Raw genomic sequence first — 19,977 nt, 5'->3', positions numbered from 1 at the left:
TATCATCCTGCACCCAAAGCCTCGGCGATACGCGCCGCCAGACTCTGTGCCACCTCGGCCTTGCCCATGCGGGGCCACGGCTCCGCCCCGGAGTCCGAGATCAACACAACTGCGTTTTCACTGCCGCCCATGATTCCGGTGTCCGGACTGACATCATTGGCCAGAATCCAGTCACACCCCTTGCGGGTCCGCTTGGCGGTGGCATGGGGCACCACGTCATCCGTCTCGGCCGCGAAGCCTACAACCAGATCCGGACGCCCCTCGGTCATCTGGGACACCTCGGCCAGAATGTCGGGGTTCTCGGCAAATTCCAGCACCGGCAACCCGGACGCGCCCTTTTTGATCTTCGAGGCGCTCTGCGTCGCCATGCGCCAATCGGCCACGGCGGCGGCAAAGACCCCTGCATCAACCGGCAGAGCCGCCTGAACCGCATCGCGCATCTGACGCGCGGTTTCGACCTGCACCAGCGTCACGCCTTCGGGCGGCGGCACCTCTGCGGGGCCGGTCACAAAGATCACCTCTGCCCCCAAAGCGACAAGCGCACGGGCAATCGCCGTGCCCTGCGCACCGGATGACCGGTTGGCAATGTAACGGACCGGATCGATCGGCTCATGCGTCGGCCCCGAGGTGACCAGCACCCGACGCCCTTTCAAAGGGCCGTCCGTCAAGGCCCCGGCGCAAGCGGCGGCAATCTCTTCCGGTTCGGCCATGCGACCAGGGCCAAATTCACCGCAGGCCATGTCGCCCTCATCCGGGCCGACCACCTGCACACCGTCGCCTTTCAACAATGCCAGATTGCGCTGCGTCGCAGGGTGCAGCCACATCCGCACATTCATCGCGGGCGCGATCATCACCGGCGTATCGGTTGCCAGCAGCAGGGTCGAGGCCAGATCCCCCGCCAATCCCTGCGCCATCTTCGCCATCAGATCCGCCGTTGCCGGTGCCACAAGCACCAGATCCGCCACACGCGACAGTTGGATATGGCCCATCTCTGCCTCGTCGGTAAGATCGAACAGATCGCCGTAAACCTTCTCTCCGGCCAGTGCCGAGACTGTCAGCGGTGTCACGAATTGGCTGGACGCAGCGGTCATCACAGGCGTGACCCACGCCCCCTGTTGCCGCAATAGCCGGATCAGCGCGGGCATTTTGAAGGCCGCGATGCCGCCCCCGATGATAAGCAGAATGCGTTTTCCCGCCAGCATGTCGTCCCCTCGCCTGATTGCGCAACAGTGTTACGCAGCCGCGCAGGGAAACTCAATCGGTGCTGTCAATGCTCTGCTGTTTGCTGCACGCCACGCAGGCGCTTCCGCGCTCGGTCGAACCACGCCACCCTGCGCCTCATCAAAGATGCCTGATCATAGCTTTTCGAACCTGCAAGGCGCGAAACAAGCCAAGCCGAAGAAGGCAAGCGACACGTCATCCAAGAAATTCGAACACTTCTTCAGACTGCGATTCGAGGTTCTTGCGCATTTTCAGAAATGCCGCGGCTTCAAGCTGGCGAACACGCTCCTTCGACAGGCCCATCTCTGTCCCAAGGCTTTCCAGCGTTCGCGGGCTGTCGCGCATCTTGCGCTCGCGCACAATAAAACGTTCGCGTTCGTTGAGATTGTCCAGCGCATGCATCAGCCATTCACGCAGCTGCGCATTATCTAACGAATTCTCGACGATCTCGGCCGCCTGTGCGCCGTCATCCTCCAGCGCGTCAATCCATTCGCGGCCATCCTCATCGACAGACTGCGTTGCGTTCAGCGAAAAATCCGACCCCGACAGGCGGCCTTCCATCATCTCCACATCATGCAGCGGCACGCCTACTTCGGTCGAGATCATCTGGCGCAGTTCATGGCGCGGCAATTTGCGCCCCTCGGCGGCCGCTTCGCGCTCCAGCCGCGCCTGCACCCGGCGCATGTTGAAAAACAGCGATTTCTGACTGGATGTGGACCCGGTGCGCACCATCGACCAGTTGCGCATCACATAGTCCTGAATGCTCGCCTTGATCCACCAGACCGCGTAGGTCGAAAACCGCACACCACGATCCGGGTCAAACTTGTCTGCGGCTTTCATCAGCCCCAACCCGGCCTCCTGAATCAGATCATTCATCGGGGCACCATAACGCTTGAACTTCGCCGCCATCGAAATCGCCAAGCGCATATAGGCGGTGATCAAACGGTGCAAAGCGCGCTCGTCCCTGTTGTCGCGCCAAGCATAAGCCAAAGCCAGCTCTGTCTCTGCGTCCAGCAGCTCTGCCTTCATCGCGCGGCGGGTCAAGGTGCGGTCGTTGAATGCGTCTAGTGCCATCTTGCGCTCCCCAGTGATGGGTTTCTGGATCAACCGAATAATAATATTGATACGGCTTCACATCGAAAACAGATCACTGTTCATAGACTGGGTGCGCGAGGCACCATCTCAGAAAGATAAACGCAAGAAAGTTGCGTAAGGTTCCCTCGTCGAGGAAAAACAAACTGTGCCAGTTCGTTTCACCAGGACCGATGATGAAACCGCACACCGTTTGGTGGCCCCATCAGCAGCGCGACGTAGCCGCACGAGTATCGATCAGAACGCCGCGCCCGACAGCCCCAAAACAGATGTCCAACGCCGGGCACCAGCCGAAAGCGCATCGTTTCCTGACATGGCTGGCTACCGTTAACCATTCTGAAACCCGCCCCGGCATAGCGTTAACCAAATCTTGCCGGAACAGGACGGAATGGTCTCTCACGCCTATACAGTCGCCTTTGAAGGCGTGGAGGCGCGCACCGTCGAGGTGCAATGCGCCGTGACGCCGGGCCTGCCTGCCTTTTCTATCGTCGGCCTGCCTGACAAGGCGGTGTCAGAGGCGCGCGACCGGGTGCGCACGGCGCTTGCGTCAATGGCGATTGCCTTGCCGTCAAAGCGGATCACCATCAACCTGTCGCCCGCCGATCTGCCAAAGGAAGGGTCGCATTTCGATCTGCCGATCGCTTTGGGACTGTTGGCCGCGTTGGAGATCATTCCGCATGATGCCGTGGCCGGGATCGTTTCGCTGGGGGAATTGTCGCTTGACGGTACGCTGGTGCCAGTGCTGGGTGCCCTGCCCGCCGCAATGGCCGCCGCAGAGGATGACCGCGCGCTGCTGTGCCCCCGCGCCTCGGGGGCAGAGGCCGCGTGGGTTGGCAGTTGTCAGGTCATTGGCGCAAATTCGCTTGCGGATGTGGTGCGCCACTTCACCGGCCAGTCGCCCTTGCCGCCATCCGAACCCGGAGAGGTCCAGCCCGCCCCTTCGGGCCGTGACCTACGGGACGTGCGTGGGCAGGAGCGTGCGAAACGGGCGCTGGAAATCGCCGCCGCAGGGCGTCACCACCTGATGTTCGTCGGCTCGCCCGGCTCTGGCAAGTCGATGCTGGCCAGCCGCCTGCCCGGCATTCTGCCGCCGCTCAGCGCGTCCGAGGCGTTGGAGACGTCGATGATCCATTCGCTGGCGGGATTGCTCGATGAAGGCGGCATTTCGCGGCACCGGCCATTTCGCGAACCCCATCACACGGCCTCTATGGCGGCAATTGTTGGCGGCGGTCGCAGCGCCAAACCCGGAGAGATCAGCCTGGCGCATAACGGCGTGTTGTTCATGGACGAGTTCCCGGAATTTCCGCGCAACGTGCTGGAAACGCTCCGTCAGCCCATCGAGTCGGGCGAGGTGATGATTTCGCGCGCCAACGCGCATTTCCGCTATCCCTGCCGGTTCATGTTGATTGCAGCGGCCAATCCTTGCCGCTGCGGCTATCTCAGCGAACCGGACCGATCCTGTTCGCGCGCACCAACCTGCGGCGAGGATTACATGGGCCGCATTTCCGGCCCGCTGATGGACAGGTTCGACCTGCGGATCGAAGTACCGCCCGTTGGCTTCACCGATCTGGATCTGCCACCCTCCGGCGACAGCTCTGCCGAGGTTGCGACGCGGGTTTCTATGGCCCGCGACGTGCAGTCGTCGCGGTTCGACGGCCATGACGGCATGCGCACCAATGCCGATGCTGCGGGCGCGGTTCTGGAAGAAATCGCTCGTCCGGATGCGGAAGGCAAAGAATTGCTGGGGCGTGCCGCCGACCGCATGGGATTGACCGCGCGCGGCTATCACAGGGTGATGCGCGTCGCCCGCACCATCGCCGATCTCGACCGGTCCGCCCAAGTGCGTCGTCCGCATGTCGCCGAAGCGATCAGCTACCGTTTGACGGCCGCGCGAGACGCGTGATCCACTTCGCCAGCCGCCGCAACGTGGCGTCCGCTTCGGGGATCAACCCGCGAAACAGGGGCCAGACATGCGGCATGTTGGGCTTGATCTCAACCTCCACTTCGACGCCTTGGGCGCGCAAGACCTCGGCCATGCGTCGCGTATCATCCAGCAGTATCTCTGTGTCGCTCGCGGCCAGCCAGACCGGACAAGCCCCCGTGAAATCCCCATGCAGGGGCGAGGCGCGCGGATCGTCCGGGTCAGCGCCTTGCAGATACATGTCAGCCATTTCGTCCACGCGCTCGGCGGGCAGAACGACATCGCTATCGGCATTTTCGTGAATAGACGCGCCTGCGTAGCGCAGATCGGTCAGCGGTGAAAAGGCAAAGCATCCCGCTGGTCGCGGCAGATCCTGACGGCAAATCTCGGCCAGAAGCGCCAGCGCCAGCCCGCCACCGGCACTGTCACCGCCTAGGATGATGCGGTCCGGCAGCGTGCCGCCGTCAAGCAGGTCCGTATAGATGGCGACCGCATCCTCGACCGGGGCGGGGAACGCGTGCTCCGGTGCCAGCCGGTAGTCAGGCAGACAGGCCCAGGCGCTGCACATTGAAGAGATCCAGGCCAGCATCGCGCGATGGGTGCGCGGCGAACCGAAGACATAGCCGCCACCGTGAAAATAGAGGATCAGCAGATCATCATCCGCCTCCGGGGCCGAAACCCAAAGCACTGGCACCTCGGCAATTGAGCCGCGCTGGAACGCGCTGCCCTTCGGCGCATGGAAAAAGAAGCGCGCCTTCCGCTCAAAGCTGACGCGCAGGGCCTGTGGTGTTGTAGCACGGGCAAGATGCCGTTTTTCAGTCAGGCGCAGCCAGTGATTGAGCAGGGCACTGCGCAAGCTCATGCGCGGCGCGCCTCGATGGCCTCCCAGATCTTGGCGGCGATGTTGACGCCATCGAACCTCTCAAGCTCCTGAATGCCAGTGGGCGAGGTTACGTTGATCTCGGTCAGCCAGTCGCCGATCACGTCGATCCCGACAAAAACCTGCCCCTTTTCACGAAGGTTCGGACCGATCCGCGCGCAGATTTCAAGATCACGCTCGGTCAGGGACACCTTTTCGGGCCGCCCCCCGACATGCATGTTGGAACGGGTTTCGCCTTTGGCGGGCACCCGGTTGATCGCGCCAACCGGTTCGCCGTCAACAAGGATCACGCGCTTGTCGCCCTTGGACACGTCGGGCAGGAATTTCTGCACAATCAACGGCTCGCGGCTGAACCCGGTGAACAGCTCGTGCAAGGAGGACAGGTTGCGATCATTGGCATCCAGCCGGAACACGCCCGCGCCCCCATTGCCATAAAGCGGCTTGAGGATGACATCACCGTGCTTGGCCTTGAACGCCTTGATCGTGGCAAGGTCGCGGGCAATCGTCGTGGGCGGCGTCAGATCCGGGAAATCAAGCACCAACAGTTTTTCAGGATAGTTGCGCACCCAGAATGGATCATTGACCACCAGCGTGCCGGGGTGAATTCGGTCCAACAGATGCGTCAGCGTGATGTAATGCATGTCGAACGGCGGGTCTTGCCGCAGCCAGACGACATCGAAATCCGCAAGATCGACTTCCTGCATCTCGCCCAGCGTGGCATGGGCACCCTGTTTGCGCTGAACTTGCAGCGATTGACCGCGGGCGGTGATGCGCCCCTCCTGATAGGCCAACTGGTCGGGCAGGTAGTAAAACAGCTCGTGTCCGCGCGCCTGTGCCTCTTCGGCAAGCCGGAACGTACTGTCAGCCTCGATATTGACCTGCTCGATGGGATCCATCTGAAACGCGATCTTCATGCTTGCCCCTTCGCTTGCGGATTTGGGAACTACATGCCGCAAGGCGCGGGGTTAGGCAATGGGCGCGCCGCTGATGTCAGGCGGCAAAGGCGTTCTCGATCACCTTGATGCGCCCGGCAGCATCGACCAAAGCGACATCCACCCGACAGTCGGTCATCGTACCGTTCGGACAGGACGCAAGGTATTCTTCGGCGGCCCCAAAGATACGTTGCTGTTGCGCTGCGCTGATCCGCAAGGCCGCGTGCGAAAAATCGCGGCTTTTCTTGACCTCGACGAAGACAACAAGTTTGCCGCGCTCAAGGATCAGGTCAATCTCGCCGCCAGCGGGTCCGGGCAATGCTGTAGCCGCGCCTTTCATAGTCGCGCGCGACCGATTTTTCTGCGGCTTTTCCGGCAAGGTTTGACACCTCACCCGTCATCCTCCGGTCCATCACCCTGCCCCAGCTTCAGCGCCATCTGGTAGACTTTCCGCCGGGGTGCGCCCGTGCCCTCGGCGACGATATCCGCAGCATCGCGTACCGACATCCGCTTCAATGCGTCTTCTAACATCCCGATCATTACCGATTCGCTAACGGCCTTGACCTCACCCCGCCCGATGACGATCACGACCTCGCCCTTGATCGGACCGGAGGCGATGTTTTCGGCCAGTTCCGCAAGCGTGCCGCGCCTGCACTCCTCAAACCGCTTGGTCAATTCGCGACACATCGCGGCGGGACGGTCAGCGCCCAGCACCTCTGCCGCATCGGCCAGCATCGCCGCGGTCCGCTTGGGCGATTCGTAGAATACCAGCGTCGCCTGAACGCTGGCCAGAGCCTTGAGTGCGGATTTCCGCTGGCCCTTTGCATTTGGCAGAAAGCCCGCAAACAGAAACTTGTCTGTCGGCAGCCCGGCCATCGTCAGCGCCGTCAGAACCGCCGAGGCACCCGGCAGGGAATGCACCGGCAAGCCGTCCTCGGCCGCCGCGCGTAACAGGTCGAAACCCGGATCTGAAATCAGCGGCGTCCCGGCCTCGGACGCGTAGGCCACGGATTTTCCTGCCGCTATTTCCGCCATGATTCGTGGCCGCATCTTGCCGCCATTGTGGTCGTGATAGGCCAGCAAAGGCCGCTCCCCCACGCTGACGCCGTGAATCTCCATCAATTTGCGCAGGCTGCGGGTGTCTTCTGCGGCCAGCACATCGGCTGTCGCCAGCACGTCAAGCGCGCGCAGGGTGATGTCGCGCGCATTGCCGATCGGCGTGGCGACGAAGTAAAGGCCACCCGCCAATTTCTGCTCACCGGGATTCATCGCTGGACCCTCTCTTCGGGACGTTTATGATCTGTTATGTACAAACGCGGGTCCGGATCGGGAACCCGCATCATCGAGGGAGTCGCTATTTCATGTTTGCCGTTTTCACCCCTATCCGCAAGGCGCTGGCAAAAATTGCCGCATTGGCATCGGTCATCGCACTTGCCGGCTGCCTTCCCGAAGGTGGCGTTTCCATGTCGGGCGGTGGCGGTCAGAAAATCGATCCCAAGGCTCCGATCCCCGTCGCGCTGCTGGTCCCCAAAAGCCATTCCAGCGCGGGCGCGGTGGGGCGCAGCCTAGAAAATGCGGCGCGGCTTGCCATCGCGGACCTGAACGGCGTTCGGGTCGATCTGCGGGTTTATGATACGGCAGGCGATCAGGCTCAAAGCGCAGCACTTGCGCAACGCGCCGCCGACGAGGGTGCAAAGATCATCCTGGGACCACTTTTTGCCGATAATGCCGTGGCCGCAAGCAATGCAGTGGCAGATGAAGGCATCAACGTGCTGGCATTCTCCAACAACAGCTCGATCGCCGGGGGCAATCTGTTCATTCTGGGCCCGACCTTCGACGACAATGCGAACCGGTTGATGGGGTTTGCAGCGCGACAAGGCAAACGCAGTGTCGTTATCGTGCATCCTGACAATACCGAAGGTGCCTTTGGCCGCAATGCCATCCAACAGGCCGCATCCCGCAACGGGGTCAACGTCGCGGCTGTCGAAAGCTTTGCCTTCTCGCAACAGGCCGTGGCCGCCGCCGCGCCGCGCATCGCGGGCACCGTGAACGCGACGGGGGCCGATTCGGTCTTCCTGACCTCGACGCCTGCAGGCGCTCTGCCGCTCTTGCTGCAATTGCTGCCCGAGGCCGGCGTCGCGACAGCCAGCACCCAGTATCTGGGGCTTTCTCGCTGGGATGTGCCTGCGCAAACGCTGCAACTGCGCGGGGCCCAGGGCGGCTGGTTCGCCTTGCCCAACCAACAGACCGTGTCGGCGTTCGAAGGCCGTTATGCCAGCGCATTCGGGTCTGCGCCGCACCAGTTGGGCGGGCTGGCCTATGATGGTATCGCGGCCATCGGCGCGCTTGCATCGCGTGGCAAGAACAATGCCCTGACCCGAGGCGCGCTGACGCAATCGGCTGGCTTCCAGGGCACGTCAGGTGTATTTCGGCTGAAGGCGGATGGGACCAACGAACGTGGGCTTGCCGTCGCAACGGTGCGCAACAATCAATTGGTGATCCTTGACCCTGCCCCAAGAAGCTTCGGCGGTGCCGGTTTCTGAACAGAAACCCCTTACAAGCAACGGGATGCCGGAAAACCTGATTTGTCCGGCATCCGAAATCTGCGACCCGGCAGTGCTGCGCGCCGAGCTGAGCGCAGCTCTGGACGGGGTCGAGGCTGGCCAACCGGCGCGCCCCGCCCTGGTCAAGGTTCTGGCCGAAACCCAAAAGCGCGGTCGTGCCGTGATCGCCGAGGCGTTTCGGGCCGATCCGTTCAAGGGACGCCCCACGACCCGTTCCTATACATGGCTGACCGATTGCCTGATCCGTGAAATCTGGACGGTCGCGACAGAACGGCTTTACCCCAACCCCAACCCGACGAAGGGCGAACGGATCGCCGTCATGGCGGTTGGCGGCTACGGTCGCGGCGAAATGGCACCGCATTCCGATGTCGATCTGCTGTTTCTGACGCCTTACAAGATCACCCCCTGGGCCGAAAGCGTCATTGAGGCGATGCTGTATATCCTGTGGGACCTGCGCATGAAGGTTGGGCATTCCAGCCGCACGGTCGAGGATTGCCTGCGTCTGGGAACCGAAGATTTCACCATCCGCACCGCCATGCTGGAACACCGTTTTCTGTGCGGCAACGCGGCCCTCGCGGACGAGCTGGACGCGCGTCTTTGGGACGATCTGTTCAAAGGCACCGCCCGCGAGTTCGTCGAAGCCAAACTTGCCGAACGCGACGCGCGCCACGAAAAGCAGGGCGGCCAGCGTTACATGGTCGAACCCAATGTCAAAGAGGGCAAGGGCGGGCTTCGGGACATCCAGTCGCTGTATTGGATCGCCAAATACGTCCACCGGGTCGACACCACTGAAGAACTGATCGGCAAGGGCGTATTCCGCTCCGAGGAATACCATAGCTTCATCGTCGCCGAACGCTTCCTGTGGGGGGTTCGCTGTCACCTGCATCTGATTGCAGGTCGCCCGATGGAGCAACTGACCTTCGACATGCAGGTCGAGGTAGCCGAGGCAATGGGCTATACCGACAAGGGCGGGCGGCGCGCCGTGGAATGGTTCATGCAAACCTATTTTCGCCACGCCACCACTGTTGGCGACATGACGCGGATCTTCCTGACCTCGCTGGAGGCGGACCACACCAAAAGCGCACCGCTGCTGATGCGGATCTTCAACCGCCCCCCGCGCGTCAAGAAAGCCTATACCGTCGTGAACAACCGGCTGGCGCTGGTCGATGACGCGGCGTTTCTGTCGGACAAGCTGAACATGCTGCGGCTGTTCGAAGAGGCGCTGCGCACCGGTCTTTTGATCCATCCGGATGCGATGCGGCTTGTCGCGGCCAACCTGCATCTGGTCGACGACGAGATGCGCAACAACAAGGAAGCGCGCCGCATCTTTCTTGATCTGTTGCTGAAGCACGGAAATCCCGACCGTGCCTTGCGCCGGATGAACGAGCTGGGTTTTCTTGGAGCGTTCATCCCGGAATTCGAAACGATCGTCGCGATGATGCAGTTCAACATGTACCACCATTACACGGTGGACGAACACACGATCCAGTGCATCTGGAACCTGTCCGAGATCGAGCATAAGAACCTGATCGAGGAACTGCCCGTCGCGTCCTCGATTCTGGATGAGGGTATCAACCGCAAAGTGCTGTATGTGGCGCTGCTGCTGCATGACATCGGCAAGGGCCGGGATGAGGATCACGCCGTTCTGGGTGCCAAGATCGCCCGCAAGATCGCGCCTCGGCTGGGGTTGAAAAAGGCCGAATGCGCCACGGTTGAATGGCTGGTGCGCTATCATCTGCTGATGTCGGACATGGCGCAGAAACGCGACATCGCCGATCCGCGCACCGTGCGCGATTTTGCCAAGGCCGTGCAGACGCGCGAACGGCTGGATCTGCTTTGCGTGCTGACCGTCTGCGACATTCGCGGGGTCGGTCCGAACACCTGGAACAACTGGAAAGCCGCCCTGCTGCGCGCGCTTTACCGGCAAACCCGCCGGGCGTTGGAGGACGGGCTGGAAATCCTCAACCGCGAAAATCGCGGGGTCGAGGCCAAGAAGGCGCTGCGCGACGCGCTCCATGATTGGAACAGCAAGGATTTGCGCATCGAAACCACACGGCATTATCCGCCCTATTGGCAAGGTTTGCACATCACCGCCCATGTGATTTTTGCGAAGCTTCTGAAAGATATCGACGACGACGAGATCCGCATCGACCTGCATCCCGATATTGACCGCGATGCCACCCGCGTCTGTTTCGCGCTGGTCGATCATCCCGGCATTTTCAGCCGCCTTGCCGGTGCTCTGGCGCTGGTTGGTGCCAATGTCGTGGACGCACGCACCTACACGTCAAAGGATGGCTATGCCACGGCGGTTTTCTGGATACAGGATGCCGATGGCCACCCGTTCGAAGAATCGCGCCTGCCCCGCCTGCTCAAGTCCATTCACCAAACGTTGCTGGGCGAAGTGGTGCCGCAGGACGCGATCAAAGACCGTGACAAGATGAAAAAGCGCGAACGTGCTTTCCAGGTGCCGACCTCGATCACTTTCGACAATGATGGCTCGGAAATCTACACCATCATCGAGGTGGACACCCGCGACCGTCCGGGCCTTCTGTATGACCTGACGCGCACGCTGGCGAACCAGAATATCTATATCGCCTCGGCGGTGATCGCGACCTATGGCGAACAGGTGGTGGACAGTTTTTACGTCAAGGATATGTTCGGGCTGAAATTTCGATCGACGTCCAAGCAGAAATCCCTGGAGAAAAAGCTGCGCGAGGCCATTGCTGCCGGATCGGCGCGGGCGCGGTCCTGAACCGGTCCCGCCGCGCCCTCTTCCGCCGCTCTTGCCGATGATATAAGCCATTGCCAAGCTGATCGGACGCAAAAAGGCACCGCAAACATGAAACCCATCCGCCTGATGTCCGGTGTCCTGACCGTTGGCTTCTGGACCTTGATGAGCCGCATTCTGGGCGTGGTGCGCGAGGTGCTGATCCTTGGCCTGATCGGCCCCGGTCCGGTGATGGATGCTTTCGTCGCCGCCTTCCGCCTGCCCAACATGTTCCGCCGTTTCTTCGCCGAGGGTGCCTTCAACGCGGCTTTCGTGCCGATGTTCTCGAAGAAATACGAGGCGGGCGAGGATCCGCTGGGCTTTGCCCGCGACGCGATGAACGGCCTTGCTCTGGTGCTGCTGGCACTGACCGCACTGGCGATGATCTTCATGCCCGCGCTGGTCTGGGCCACGGCGGGCGGGTTCGAGGGCAGCGCGCGGTTCGATCTGACCGTGGGCTTCGGACGCGTGGTGTTTCCCTATATCCTGTTCATCTCGCTGGCGGCGCTGTTTTCCGGCGCGCTGAACGCCACCGGGCATTTTGCGGCCGCCGCTGCGGCACCCGTCTTGCTGAATATCTTCGTCATCGCCGCGATGGGCTGGGCGGCGTTTGCGGGCGGCGATGTGGTCATGGCGCTGATCTGGACAGTGCCGCTGGCCGGGGTGGCGCAACTGGTGCTGGTCTGGGTCGCGGCAGAGCGTGCGGGCGTGCGTTTGCGAGTCGCCCGCCCCCGTTTTACCCCCGATATGCGCCGCCTGATCGTGGTGGCTGTGCCCGCCGCGCTTGCCAGCGGTGTCATGCAGATCAACCTGCTTGTCGGCCAACAGGTCGCAAGCCATTTCGAAAAGGCCGTGGGCTGGCTTTATGCCGCTGACCGTCTGTATCAACTGCCCCTGGGCGTGGTCGGTATCGCGGTGGGGATCGTGCTGCTGCCGGACCTGTCGCGCCGCCTGAAAGCCGAAGATGACACCGGCGCGCGCGAGGCGTTCTCGCGCGCCGGTGAGATCAGCATGGCGCTGACCATCCCCGCCTCGGTCGCACTGGTGGTGATCCCCCTGCCGCTGGTCTCGGTGCTGTTTCAACGCGGTGCCACAAGCGCAGACGACGCCGCCGCCATGGCGATTGCCGTGGCGATCTACGGGCTGGGCCTGCCGGCTTTCGTGCTGCAAAAACTACTGCAACCGCTGTTCTTCGCACGCGAAGATACGCGTTCGCCGTTTCGCTACGCGGTCTGGGCAATGGCTGTGAACGCGGTGCTGGCAATCGGCCTTGCGCAGGTGATCGGCTGGATCGCACCGGCCATTGCCACAACCGTGGCGGGTTGGGTGATCGTGTTCCTGCTGGCGCGCGGCGGGCGGCGGATGGGCGATGTCGCCCGGTTTGACGCACGGTTCCGCCGCCGGATCTGGCGGATTTGTCTGGCCGCTGTCGTCATGGGTGTCATACTTTGGGCAGCAATGCTGGTCATCGGGCCGTTTCTGGGCATGCCCGGCCTGCGCTACATCGCCCTGATCGTGCTGATTTGTGTGGGCATCGTCAGCTATTTTGCAACCGGACAGGCACTTGGTGCGTTCCGTCTTTCGGAATTCAAACTTGCGCTGCGGCGCCGCAGATAAGGAGACATCATGGCAGAAATCACACCGCTGATCACCGCCGCCGAAGGATTTCCGGCGCTGGAGCGGTTGGCCCTGTCCGCAGAGCAGGAATATGTCATGTCGTTTCGGATCTTCGATCCCGAAACCCGCACCCGCAGCCCCGAGGCCAAAAAGCTGGGCCTGAACATTTGGGGCGATATTCTCGAACATCTAGCGAGCAACGGGGTCGCTCTGCGCATCGTGCTGTCGGATTTCGACCCGATATTCACCGACGATCTGCATGAACAGGCATGGCGGGCCACGCGGTTGCTGGAAAAACGCCTGAAAGGCGATGTGCATCTGACCTGTGCACCGCATGGCCAGATGGCAGGCAAGCTGTGGCACCTTTTGATGCGGCGCGGCATCGCTGCCAAGCTGCGCGAATGGCGCGAGCGCCCTGCGGACGACCTGACACCGGTGGAGCAGGCGATTCTGGCTGCCGCACCCCATCTGCGGCCGGTCACGATCCACCAGAAGTTCGCGGTGGCCGACAGCGCCCGCGCGGTGATTGGCGGGCTGGATGTCAATGAACGCCGGTGGGATGACACATCGCACGACCTTCCGTCTGATGAGACTTGGCACGATGTCAGCATGGCCGTCACAGGGCCCTTCTGCACCATCCTGCGCGCGCATTTCACTGACACCTGGAACGAGGCTCTGGCCTGCGGCGCGCCGGTTCTTCTGGGCGAAGAAGCCCCCGAAGAGGCCACGGAACCGTCCTCCAGCGACAATATCCGGCTGGTGCGCACCCTGTCGCGGCCCTGTCAGGGGCCAACAGTGCTGGGTCCGTTGCCCAATGTGACCGAACACGAAGAAACGCTGGTACAGCTTTTCGAGGAGGCGCGCGATTACGTCTATATCGAGACGCAGTTTTTCCGTCACGCCCCGATCGCCAAGGCACTGGCATCTGCCGGGACCGCCCGCGATGACCTGCAATTGATCATGGTCATGCCGACGGAACCGGACCGCATCCTGTTCGACGGCGATAAAAGCTGGAACGCCCGCCATGCCCAATCGCTGCAAATCTCGGCACTGGATCAGTTGCGCAAGGCGTTTGGCGACCGGCTGATGTTGTTGTCTCCCGCCAAGACGGAAACAGCCCCCAAGGGCGCGGATGGGCGCATCAACGGGGCCGGACCGATCTATGTGCATTCCAAGGTGCTACTGATTGACGACGCGGTGGGCATGGTCGGTTCGGCAAATCTGAACGGTCGCTCATTGCGCTGGGACACCGAAGCCTCGGTGCTGTTCCGCGACCCGCAAGCCGTGCGCCACACGCGCGAGCGGCTGGCCAATAAGTGGTTGGGCGATGGCCACGGGCTCGACACGACCTGCGCCGCAGACTGGCGCAGCTATGCCGAAAAAAATGCCCAGATGTCGCCCGAGGACCGGCGCGGCTTCCTGCTGCCCTATCCTTACGAACGCAACAAACGCTTCGCGCGCCTGATGCCGCTGTTCCCGGACGACATGTTCTAGGCCCGGCCAGATTCTGGGTCGGTCAGTCCTGCTGGCGCAGCTTGCTCAGGATACGCGCCCAGCCTCCCGGCACCAGAAATACGATCAGCACGAACCCGGTGACAAAGCCGCCCAGATCCGCCACCCAATCGTTGCTTGCGCCGAATAGCAGGCCAAAGATCAACTGGATGCCAAGCAACACGCCGATCAGGTTGAAGGCGCGGATCTGGCTTGCCCCCATCATGCCCAGCCGCAGCCAAAGCAGGTAGGTGAAGGCCCCGATCATGCCGTAAACCGGCGGAAACGCCCCGATCAGCGGTGTGCCTGCATTCAGGAACAATGCGTAGCAGAGCGCGCCGCCGATCCCTGACACCACGAAAATCACCAAAGCCCGAACGCTGCCGATCACCTCGCCCACCATTTTGCCAAGCGCCAACAACATGACAGCCGCGAACAATCCATGTGTGAAGGAGGCATGCACAAACGGATAGGTCACAAAGCGGATCAGATGTTGCACCGGATATTGCCCGGTGCTGATCATCCAGTCGACAACCTCGCCCGAGAAGGCAAACCGCTGCATCGCGGCCAGCCGCCACCCCACCGCATCCGCCCCGCCGATCAAGCCGCGCGCGCCCAGCGAAAAGATCACCTCGATGCCGATGATGACCAAAGCCAGCGCCGCCACGACAGGCGGCAACGGGTTCAGGGGGCTGGTATCGTCGGGATGTGCCATCGTTTGACCTTTGCTTGACGGGACTTGGCCCCGTGGGTAAGCCAGCCGGACAAATTAATCCAGACGGAGAATTGCCATGACCGAGGGGGTCCAAACTCCTCCCGCCGCCGATGCGGGTTTCACGCCGCGTGTGTTTTCGGGGATCCAGCCTTCCGGGCAATTGCACCTTGGCAATTACCTTGGCGCGCTAAAGCGCTTTGCCGATGCCCAAGAGCGTGGTGTTCAATCGATCTACTGCATGGTGGACCTGCATGCGATCACCGTCTGGCAAGACCCTGCGGATCTGCGCAATGCGACGCGTGAATTGGCGGCAGGCTTTATCGCCAGTGGCATCGATCCGGAAAAATCCATCCTGTTCAACCAAAGCCAGGTGCCCGAACACGCCCAACTGGCCTGGATGTTCAACTGCGTGGCCCGTCTGGGCTGGATGAACCGCATGACCCAATTCAAGGACAAGGCCGGCAAGAATGCCGAGAAAGCCAGTCTGGGGCTGTATGCCTATCCCGCGCTGATGGCAGCGGACATCCTGATCTACCACGCCACGCATGTGCCTGTGGGCGAAGACCAGAAACAGCATGTCGAACTGACCCGCGACATCGCCGCCAAGTTCAACCACGACTACCAGACCGACTTCTTCCCGATGCCGGAACCGGTGATCGAGGGGGCCGCAACCCGCGTCATGTCTTTGCGCGACGGGTCCAAGAAAATGTCGAAATCCGATCCGTCCGATGCCAGCCGGATCAACATGACCGACGATGCCGACACGATCGCTGCCAAGATCCGCAAGGCCAAGACCGATCCCGATGCGCTCCCGTCGGACGCCAAGGGGCTGGAAGGGCGGCCAGAGGCGCGCAACCTCGTCAACATCTACGCGGCCCTGTCGGATTCGACGGTGGACGCCGTGCTAAGCGAATTCGGCGGGCAACAGTTTTCGGCCTTCAAACCAAAGCTATCCGAACTCGCGGTAGAGCGGCTTGCCCCGATCTCGACCGAGATGGCACGCCTGATGCAGCATACCGACGAAATTGACGCCATTCTTGGCCGCGGTGCCGCCCGCGCCCGCGAAATCGCAACGCCTGTCATCAAGCAGACCTACGAGATCGTCGGTCTGGTCGGCAGCTAACACGCCCCGCAGCCTCTCCTGCGGCACTGTCATCCGCACAGCGCCAAACGTTGCGGCAAACGCACCCCGCCCCGGCCCCCGAGTCGGGGCCTCGCCCCATCCGTCACACTTGTTCGCCCGCCATACCAACGTCACATCGTCCTGACAGGCTGCGCGTGTCCCAACCTGCGTCTGCCCCCACGCGCCGCCGCCTGTCCCCGGATCCTCTTTGATCGTTGCCTGATCGAAAAGCATCCGCTCTGGACCTCTGCCGACACACGCCATACGTTCTGGTCAGGGCAGCAAAGGGCATTCAAAATGGCAACCGGCACGGATATCCGCACCTATTTCAACGGGCAGTGGCATGACGGCGACACCATGATCATGCGTGCTGCCGATCACGGTGCATGGCTTGGATCGGGCGTGTTCGACGGTGCCCGCATGGTGAACGGCCGCACCCCCGATCTGCGCGCCCATTGTGCCCGTGTGAACCGCTCGGCCAAGGCGCTGATGCTGCAACCCACCGTGACCATCGATGCGATGCTCGAAATCATCGCCGACGGGCTCGCCGCCTACACGCCGGATCAAGCTGTCTATATCCGTCCGATGTATTGGGGCATCGACGGCGACGCCACGGCCATTGTCCCCACACCCGACAAGACCGGCTTTGCGATCTGCCTTGAAGCCATCCCCATGGCCCCTGAAACAGCGTCCGTCACCCTGACCCGCACACGGTTCCGCCGCCCGGTGCTGGAGGATGCGGTGGTCAACGCCAAGGCGGGCTGCCTCTACCCCAACAACGCGCGCATGCTGGCCGAAGCCCGCGCCAAGGGCTTCAACAACGCTCTGGTCGCAGACGCGATCGGCAATGTCGCGGAAACCGCCACATCCAACGTTTTCATGACCCGCGACGGCGAGGTTTTCACTCCCGTTGCCAACGGCACCTTCCTTGCGGGAATCACCCGCGCGCGCCATCTTGCCAATATGCGCGCCGATGGCATGACAGTGCATGAATGCGTGCTGGGCTTCGATGATTTCAACGACGCCGACGAGGTCTTCCTGTCCGGCAACATGAACAAGATCACGCCGGTCACCGCCTTCGACGCGCGTCAATATCAGGTTGGTCCCATCACCCGGCGGATCCGCGCCCTGTATTGGGACTGGGCCGCCTCGAACCAGGAATAGACCACCACTAACCCGCAACAAACCGCCACCCAACGCGGAAAACACCGCAATCGATGAATTGCACATGCCTCCGGAAATCGCCATGATCGGCACCACAGGAGTCCACAAATGCGCAAATTCCTCGTCGTCCTTGATGACAGTCGCGAATGCCTGAATGCCCTGCGGTTTGCCGCTATGCGCGCCTCCAACTCCGGCGGCGGCGTCGCGGTGCTGTCGGTGATCCCGCCGGATGAATTCAATCACTGGATCGGCGTTGGTGACATCATGCGTGAAGAGGCCCGCGAACGCATCGAGGCGCATTTCGAGGTTTTTGCGAAATGGATGCGCGACAAGCAGAATGTCGACCCGGAACTGGTGATTCGCGAAGGCGAACCCGTCACCGAGATCATGGCGCAGATCAACGAAGATCCTGAAATCGGCATTTTGGTGCTAGGGGCCGGCAGCAGCAACAAAGGCCCTGGCCCGTTGGTGACGCAACTGACCCGAAACTCCGGCACCCTGCCGATCCCCATCACCATCGTTCCGGGCGATTTGTCCAAGGAACGGCTCGAAGCGATCACCTGATCACCCCCCCCCCTTCTTCTTGGCAAAAATACTCCGGGGAGCGCGAGGGGCTGGCCCCTCGCTCCACCGCCCGCCCAGTCCAACTCCGTTCAGGAACGCAGAAACATGTTTAGAATCGTTCCAAACCTTGACTCCGGACGATGCCGGGCGCATATCCAAGACAAGCCATAAAAAGGTGCATGTCCCATGTTCATTCAGACCGAATCCACCCCGAACCCCGCAACGTTGAAATTTCTGCCCGGCCAGACCGTGCTTGAGGTCGGAACAGCTGATTTCCCGAACGCGGATGGTGCCTCTGCCTCGCCTCTGGCACAGCGGATCTTTTCGGTGAACGGCGTCACAGGCGTGTTCTTCGGAACCGATTTTATCACCGTGACAAAGGGGGACGACACCGAATGGGACCATGTGAAGCCCGCCCTTCTGGGTGCGATCATGGAACATTTCCAATCCGGTCAGCCGGTGATGGCCGGTGATGTGCAGGCGTCCTCCGGCCATGCCGAACACAGTGGCGAGGATTCCGAAATCGTCGGGCAGATCAAAGAGTTGCTGGACAGCCGCGTGCGCCCTGCCGTGGCCCAGGATGGTGGCGACATCACCTTTCATGGTTTCGATCGCGGCGTGGTTTACCTGCATATGCAAGGGGCCTGCGCGGGCTGCCCCTCATCCACGCTGACGCTGAAGATGGGGATCGAGAACCTGCTGCGCCATTACATCCCCGAAGTCACCGAAGTGCGCCCCGTCGCGGTCTGACCGCCAACGGCACACATCTCATGGACGCCCCGCTTATCCTCGGCTTTGACACGTCGGTCGCGCATTGCGCGGCCGCGCTGAGACATGGAGACAACGTCCTGCTCAGCCGAACCGAGGACATGCCCCGTGGACAGGCCGAACGGCTGATGCCGCTGCTGGAGGACATGCTGACCGCGGAGGGCCTGGGGTGGTCCGACCTCGATGCGCTTGCGGTCGGTGTCGGGCCCGGCAATTTCACCGGCATCCGCATTTCCGTCTCTGCCGCACGCGGCCTTGCGCTGGCTCTTGGCATCCCGGCGGCCGGCGTCTCGGCATTCGAAATGCTCGCGGCCGAAGCCGAACCAGCAGAGCATCAATTGTTTTGCCTGCCCGCCCCGCGCGGGTCCGTCTATGTGCAACTTTTCACCAAGGGCTGCGCGACCGAGCCACCCCGCCAGATCGACCCGGACAATCCGCCTGCCGATCTGCCCCTTCCCGCAGGCTGTCAGGTGATCGGCGCGCAGGCCACACAGATCGCCAATGCGTTTGCCGGTGCTGCTTTGCCCGCCACTGTTGCGACCATCATCACATTGCCCGAAACCCTGACCCGCGTCGCGCTGGACCGTCTGGCGGCACCCGGCTCACCACCGCCGCCCGCGCCGCTTTATGTCCGCAGCGCCGATGCCGCCCCGCCGCGCGATGCGCCGCCGGTCATTCTGCCATGACCATCGCGGTGATGTCGCCGGACGACATGGCCGCCCTTCAGGCCCGCGCCTACCAACATATGCCGCCCTGGTCGGCGCTGGCCCTGGCCGAGATGATTGCCTCGGCGCATGCGCTTTGCATCTCCGATCCGCAGGGCTTTGCGCTTGGTCGCGTCGTGCTGGACGAGGCTGAGCTGTTGGCGCTTGCCGTGAACCCCGACCGCCAGCGCCACGGTATCGCCAGCACACTGATGACCCGGTTCGAGACGACAGCCCGCACGCGCGGTGCGGCCACCTGCTTTCTGGAAGTGGCGGAAACAAACGCCCCGGCCCGCGCCTTTTACGCCGCACGCGGATACAAGGGGATCGGCAAACGCGGCGGGTACTACCCGCAAGCGGACGGTCCCGCCGTCGCTGCGTTGGTTCTGTCGAAGGCGCTTACCTTGGGTTAACTCACCTACGGTGCCAACGTGACGGCATCTAAGCGAAAAAT

At 62.2% G+C, this 19,977-nt stretch carries 17 protein-coding genes and 1 pseudogene; 11 read left to right on the top strand and 7 right to left on the bottom strand.

Annotated features, from left to right (window positions below; genetic code table 11):
• Positions 1-2: 2 nt before the first annotated feature.
• Both coaBC and DMZ65_RS07980 read right to left on the bottom strand, forming a co-directional pair.
• Positions 3-1,202 carry a bifunctional phosphopantothenoylcysteine decarboxylase/phosphopantothenate--cysteine ligase CoaBC gene (coaBC, locus tag DMZ65_RS07985; RefSeq protein WP_116598366.1) on the bottom strand — a complete coding sequence of 400 codons (1,200 nt, stop codon included), beginning with the start codon at positions 1,200-1,202 and terminating at the stop codon, positions 3-5.
• 214 nt (positions 1,203-1,416) lie between these two features.
• The gene (locus tag DMZ65_RS07980) at positions 1,417-2,295 is read right to left on the bottom strand and encodes an RNA polymerase factor sigma-32 (protein WP_116598435.1); all 879 of its coding nucleotides are present in this window, start codon (positions 2,293-2,295) and stop codon (positions 1,417-1,419) included.
• A gap of 406 nt (positions 2,296-2,701) precedes the next feature.
• Between DMZ65_RS07980 and DMZ65_RS07975 the strand changes: the two genes are divergently transcribed.
• Positions 2,702-4,216, top strand: coding sequence for a YifB family Mg chelatase-like AAA ATPase (locus DMZ65_RS07975; RefSeq protein WP_116598365.1), 1,515 nt, complete (start codon positions 2,702-2,704; stop codon positions 4,214-4,216).
• On the opposite strand, the gene DMZ65_RS07970 is transcribed toward DMZ65_RS07975, so the two are convergent.
• From DMZ65_RS07970 to rsmI, 4 genes and pseudogenes are all read right to left on the bottom strand, one after another.
• On the bottom strand, positions 4,182-5,096 hold the full coding sequence (locus DMZ65_RS07970) for an alpha/beta hydrolase (protein ID WP_116598364.1): 915 nt from the start codon (positions 5,094-5,096) through the stop codon (positions 4,182-4,184). The genes DMZ65_RS07975 and DMZ65_RS07970 overlap by 35 nt on opposite strands.
• The gene (gshB, locus tag DMZ65_RS07965; protein WP_116598363.1) at positions 5,093-6,028 is read right to left on the bottom strand and encodes a glutathione synthase; all 936 of its coding nucleotides are present in this window, start codon (positions 6,026-6,028) and stop codon (positions 5,093-5,095) included. The genes DMZ65_RS07970 and gshB overlap by 4 nt, the downstream gene beginning before the upstream one ends.
• A 76-nt stretch (positions 6,029-6,104) precedes the next feature.
• Positions 6,105-6,447: pseudogene (locus DMZ65_RS07960) on the bottom strand (YraN family protein).
• On the bottom strand, positions 6,437-7,315 hold the full coding sequence (rsmI, locus tag DMZ65_RS07955) for a 16S rRNA (cytidine(1402)-2'-O)-methyltransferase (RefSeq protein ID WP_116598362.1): 879 nt from the start codon (positions 7,313-7,315) through the stop codon (positions 6,437-6,439). The pseudogene DMZ65_RS07960 and the gene rsmI overlap by 11 nt, the downstream one beginning before the upstream one ends.
• A gap of 92 nt (positions 7,316-7,407) precedes the next feature.
• Between rsmI and DMZ65_RS07950 the strand changes: the two genes are divergently transcribed.
• From DMZ65_RS07950 to DMZ65_RS07935, 4 genes are all read left to right on the top strand, one after another.
• Complete coding sequence (locus DMZ65_RS07950; protein WP_116598361.1) at positions 7,408-8,589, top strand: penicillin-binding protein activator; 1,182 nt, start codon at positions 7,408-7,410, stop codon at positions 8,587-8,589.
• The gene (locus DMZ65_RS07945; protein ID WP_116598360.1) at positions 8,549-11,362 is read left to right on the top strand and encodes a [protein-PII] uridylyltransferase; all 2,814 of its coding nucleotides are present in this window, start codon (positions 8,549-8,551) and stop codon (positions 11,360-11,362) included. The genes DMZ65_RS07950 and DMZ65_RS07945 overlap by 41 nt, the downstream gene beginning before the upstream one ends.
• Before the next feature lie 87 nt (positions 11,363-11,449).
• Positions 11,450-12,994, top strand: a complete 1,545-nt coding sequence (gene murJ, locus DMZ65_RS07940) for a murein biosynthesis integral membrane protein MurJ (protein WP_116598359.1) — start codon at positions 11,450-11,452, stop codon at positions 12,992-12,994.
• Positions 12,995-13,003: 9 nt separating this feature from the next.
• A complete protein-coding gene (locus tag DMZ65_RS07935) occupies positions 13,004-14,488 on the top strand; it encodes a phospholipase D family protein (protein ID WP_116598358.1) in 1,485 nt (494 codons plus the stop codon).
• Positions 14,489-14,510: 22 nt separating this feature from the next.
• Here the strand turns inward: DMZ65_RS07935 and DMZ65_RS07930 are convergent, their stop codons facing one another.
• Positions 14,511-15,200 (bottom strand): rhomboid family intramembrane serine protease, encoded by a 690-nt coding sequence (locus DMZ65_RS07930; RefSeq protein ID WP_116598357.1) that lies wholly within the window; start codon positions 15,198-15,200, stop codon positions 14,511-14,513.
• A 76-nt stretch (positions 15,201-15,276) separates the two neighbouring features.
• Between DMZ65_RS07930 and trpS the strand changes: the two genes are divergently transcribed.
• The 6 genes from trpS to DMZ65_RS07900 all read left to right on the top strand — a co-directional run bounded on the left by trpS (position 15,277) and on the right by DMZ65_RS07900 (position 19,936).
• On the top strand, positions 15,277-16,323 hold the full coding sequence (gene trpS, locus DMZ65_RS07925) for a tryptophan--tRNA ligase (RefSeq protein WP_116598356.1): 1,047 nt from the start codon (positions 15,277-15,279) through the stop codon (positions 16,321-16,323).
• A gap of 297 nt (positions 16,324-16,620) precedes the next feature.
• On the top strand, positions 16,621-17,487 hold the full coding sequence (locus DMZ65_RS07920) for a branched-chain amino acid aminotransferase (RefSeq protein WP_116598355.1): 867 nt from the start codon (positions 16,621-16,623) through the stop codon (positions 17,485-17,487).
• Positions 17,488-17,595: 108 nt separating this feature from the next.
• Entirely contained in the window at positions 17,596-18,051 is a 456-nt protein-coding gene (locus DMZ65_RS07915; RefSeq protein ID WP_116598354.1) for a universal stress protein, read from the top strand.
• A gap of 186 nt (positions 18,052-18,237) precedes the next feature.
• Positions 18,238-18,801 (top strand): NifU family protein, encoded by a 564-nt coding sequence (locus DMZ65_RS07910; protein WP_116598353.1) that lies wholly within the window; start codon positions 18,238-18,240, stop codon positions 18,799-18,801.
• Positions 18,802-18,821: 20 nt separating this feature from the next.
• Positions 18,822-19,505 (top strand): tRNA (adenosine(37)-N6)-threonylcarbamoyltransferase complex dimerization subunit type 1 TsaB, encoded by a 684-nt coding sequence (gene tsaB / locus DMZ65_RS07905; protein WP_116598352.1) that lies wholly within the window; start codon positions 18,822-18,824, stop codon positions 19,503-19,505.
• Positions 19,502-19,936: a GNAT family N-acetyltransferase gene (locus DMZ65_RS07900; RefSeq protein ID WP_232824926.1), complete on the top strand. Its 435-nt coding sequence runs from the start codon at positions 19,502-19,504 to the stop codon at positions 19,934-19,936. The genes tsaB and DMZ65_RS07900 overlap by 4 nt, the downstream gene beginning before the upstream one ends.
• The last annotated feature ends 41 nt before the right edge of the window (positions 19,937-19,977 follow it).

The sequence above is a fragment of the Primorskyibacter marinus genome, assembly GCF_003313245.1.
Lineage (GTDB): Bacteria > Pseudomonadota > Alphaproteobacteria > Rhodobacterales > Rhodobacteraceae > Primorskyibacter > Primorskyibacter marinus.
Note: the sequence above shows the minus strand (reverse complement) of the source record. Positions and strands in the feature narration are given on the sequence as shown.

Excerpts from the sequence above, each read along its gene's own strand:
- rsmI (WP_116598362.1), bottom strand. The coding sequence starts at position 7,315 with ATGAATCCCGGTGAGCAGAAATTGGCGGGTGGCCTTTACTTCGTCGCC.
- coaBC (WP_116598366.1), bottom strand. The coding sequence starts at position 1,202 with ATGCTGGCGGGAAAACGCATTCTGCTTATCATCGGGGGCGGCATCGCG.
- DMZ65_RS07935 (WP_116598358.1), top strand. The coding sequence starts at position 13,004 with ATGGCAGAAATCACACCGCTGATCACCGCCGCCGAAGGATTTCCGGCG.
- DMZ65_RS07920 (WP_116598355.1), top strand. The coding sequence starts at position 16,621 with ATGGCAACCGGCACGGATATCCGCACCTATTTCAACGGGCAGTGGCAT.
- DMZ65_RS07950 (WP_116598361.1), top strand. The coding sequence starts at position 7,408 with ATGTTTGCCGTTTTCACCCCTATCCGCAAGGCGCTGGCAAAAATTGCC.
- DMZ65_RS07970 (WP_116598364.1), bottom strand. The coding sequence starts at position 5,096 with ATGAGCTTGCGCAGTGCCCTGCTCAATCACTGGCTGCGCCTGACTGAA.
- DMZ65_RS07915 (WP_116598354.1), top strand. The coding sequence starts at position 17,596 with ATGCGCAAATTCCTCGTCGTCCTTGATGACAGTCGCGAATGCCTGAAT.
- DMZ65_RS07975 (WP_116598365.1), top strand. The coding sequence starts at position 2,702 with ATGGTCTCTCACGCCTATACAGTCGCCTTTGAAGGCGTGGAGGCGCGC.
- DMZ65_RS07980 (WP_116598435.1), bottom strand. The coding sequence starts at position 2,295 with ATGGCACTAGACGCATTCAACGACCGCACCTTGACCCGCCGCGCGATG.
- murJ (WP_116598359.1), top strand. The coding sequence starts at position 11,450 with ATGAAACCCATCCGCCTGATGTCCGGTGTCCTGACCGTTGGCTTCTGG.
- trpS (WP_116598356.1), top strand. The coding sequence starts at position 15,277 with ATGACCGAGGGGGTCCAAACTCCTCCCGCCGCCGATGCGGGTTTCACG.
- DMZ65_RS07900 (WP_232824926.1), top strand. The coding sequence starts at position 19,502 with ATGACCATCGCGGTGATGTCGCCGGACGACATGGCCGCCCTTCAGGCC.
- tsaB (WP_116598352.1), top strand. The coding sequence starts at position 18,822 with ATGGACGCCCCGCTTATCCTCGGCTTTGACACGTCGGTCGCGCATTGC.
- DMZ65_RS07930 (WP_116598357.1), bottom strand. The coding sequence starts at position 15,200 with ATGGCACATCCCGACGATACCAGCCCCCTGAACCCGTTGCCGCCTGTC.
- DMZ65_RS07910 (WP_116598353.1), top strand. The coding sequence starts at position 18,238 with ATGTTCATTCAGACCGAATCCACCCCGAACCCCGCAACGTTGAAATTT.
- gshB (WP_116598363.1), bottom strand. The coding sequence starts at position 6,028 with ATGAAGATCGCGTTTCAGATGGATCCCATCGAGCAGGTCAATATCGAG.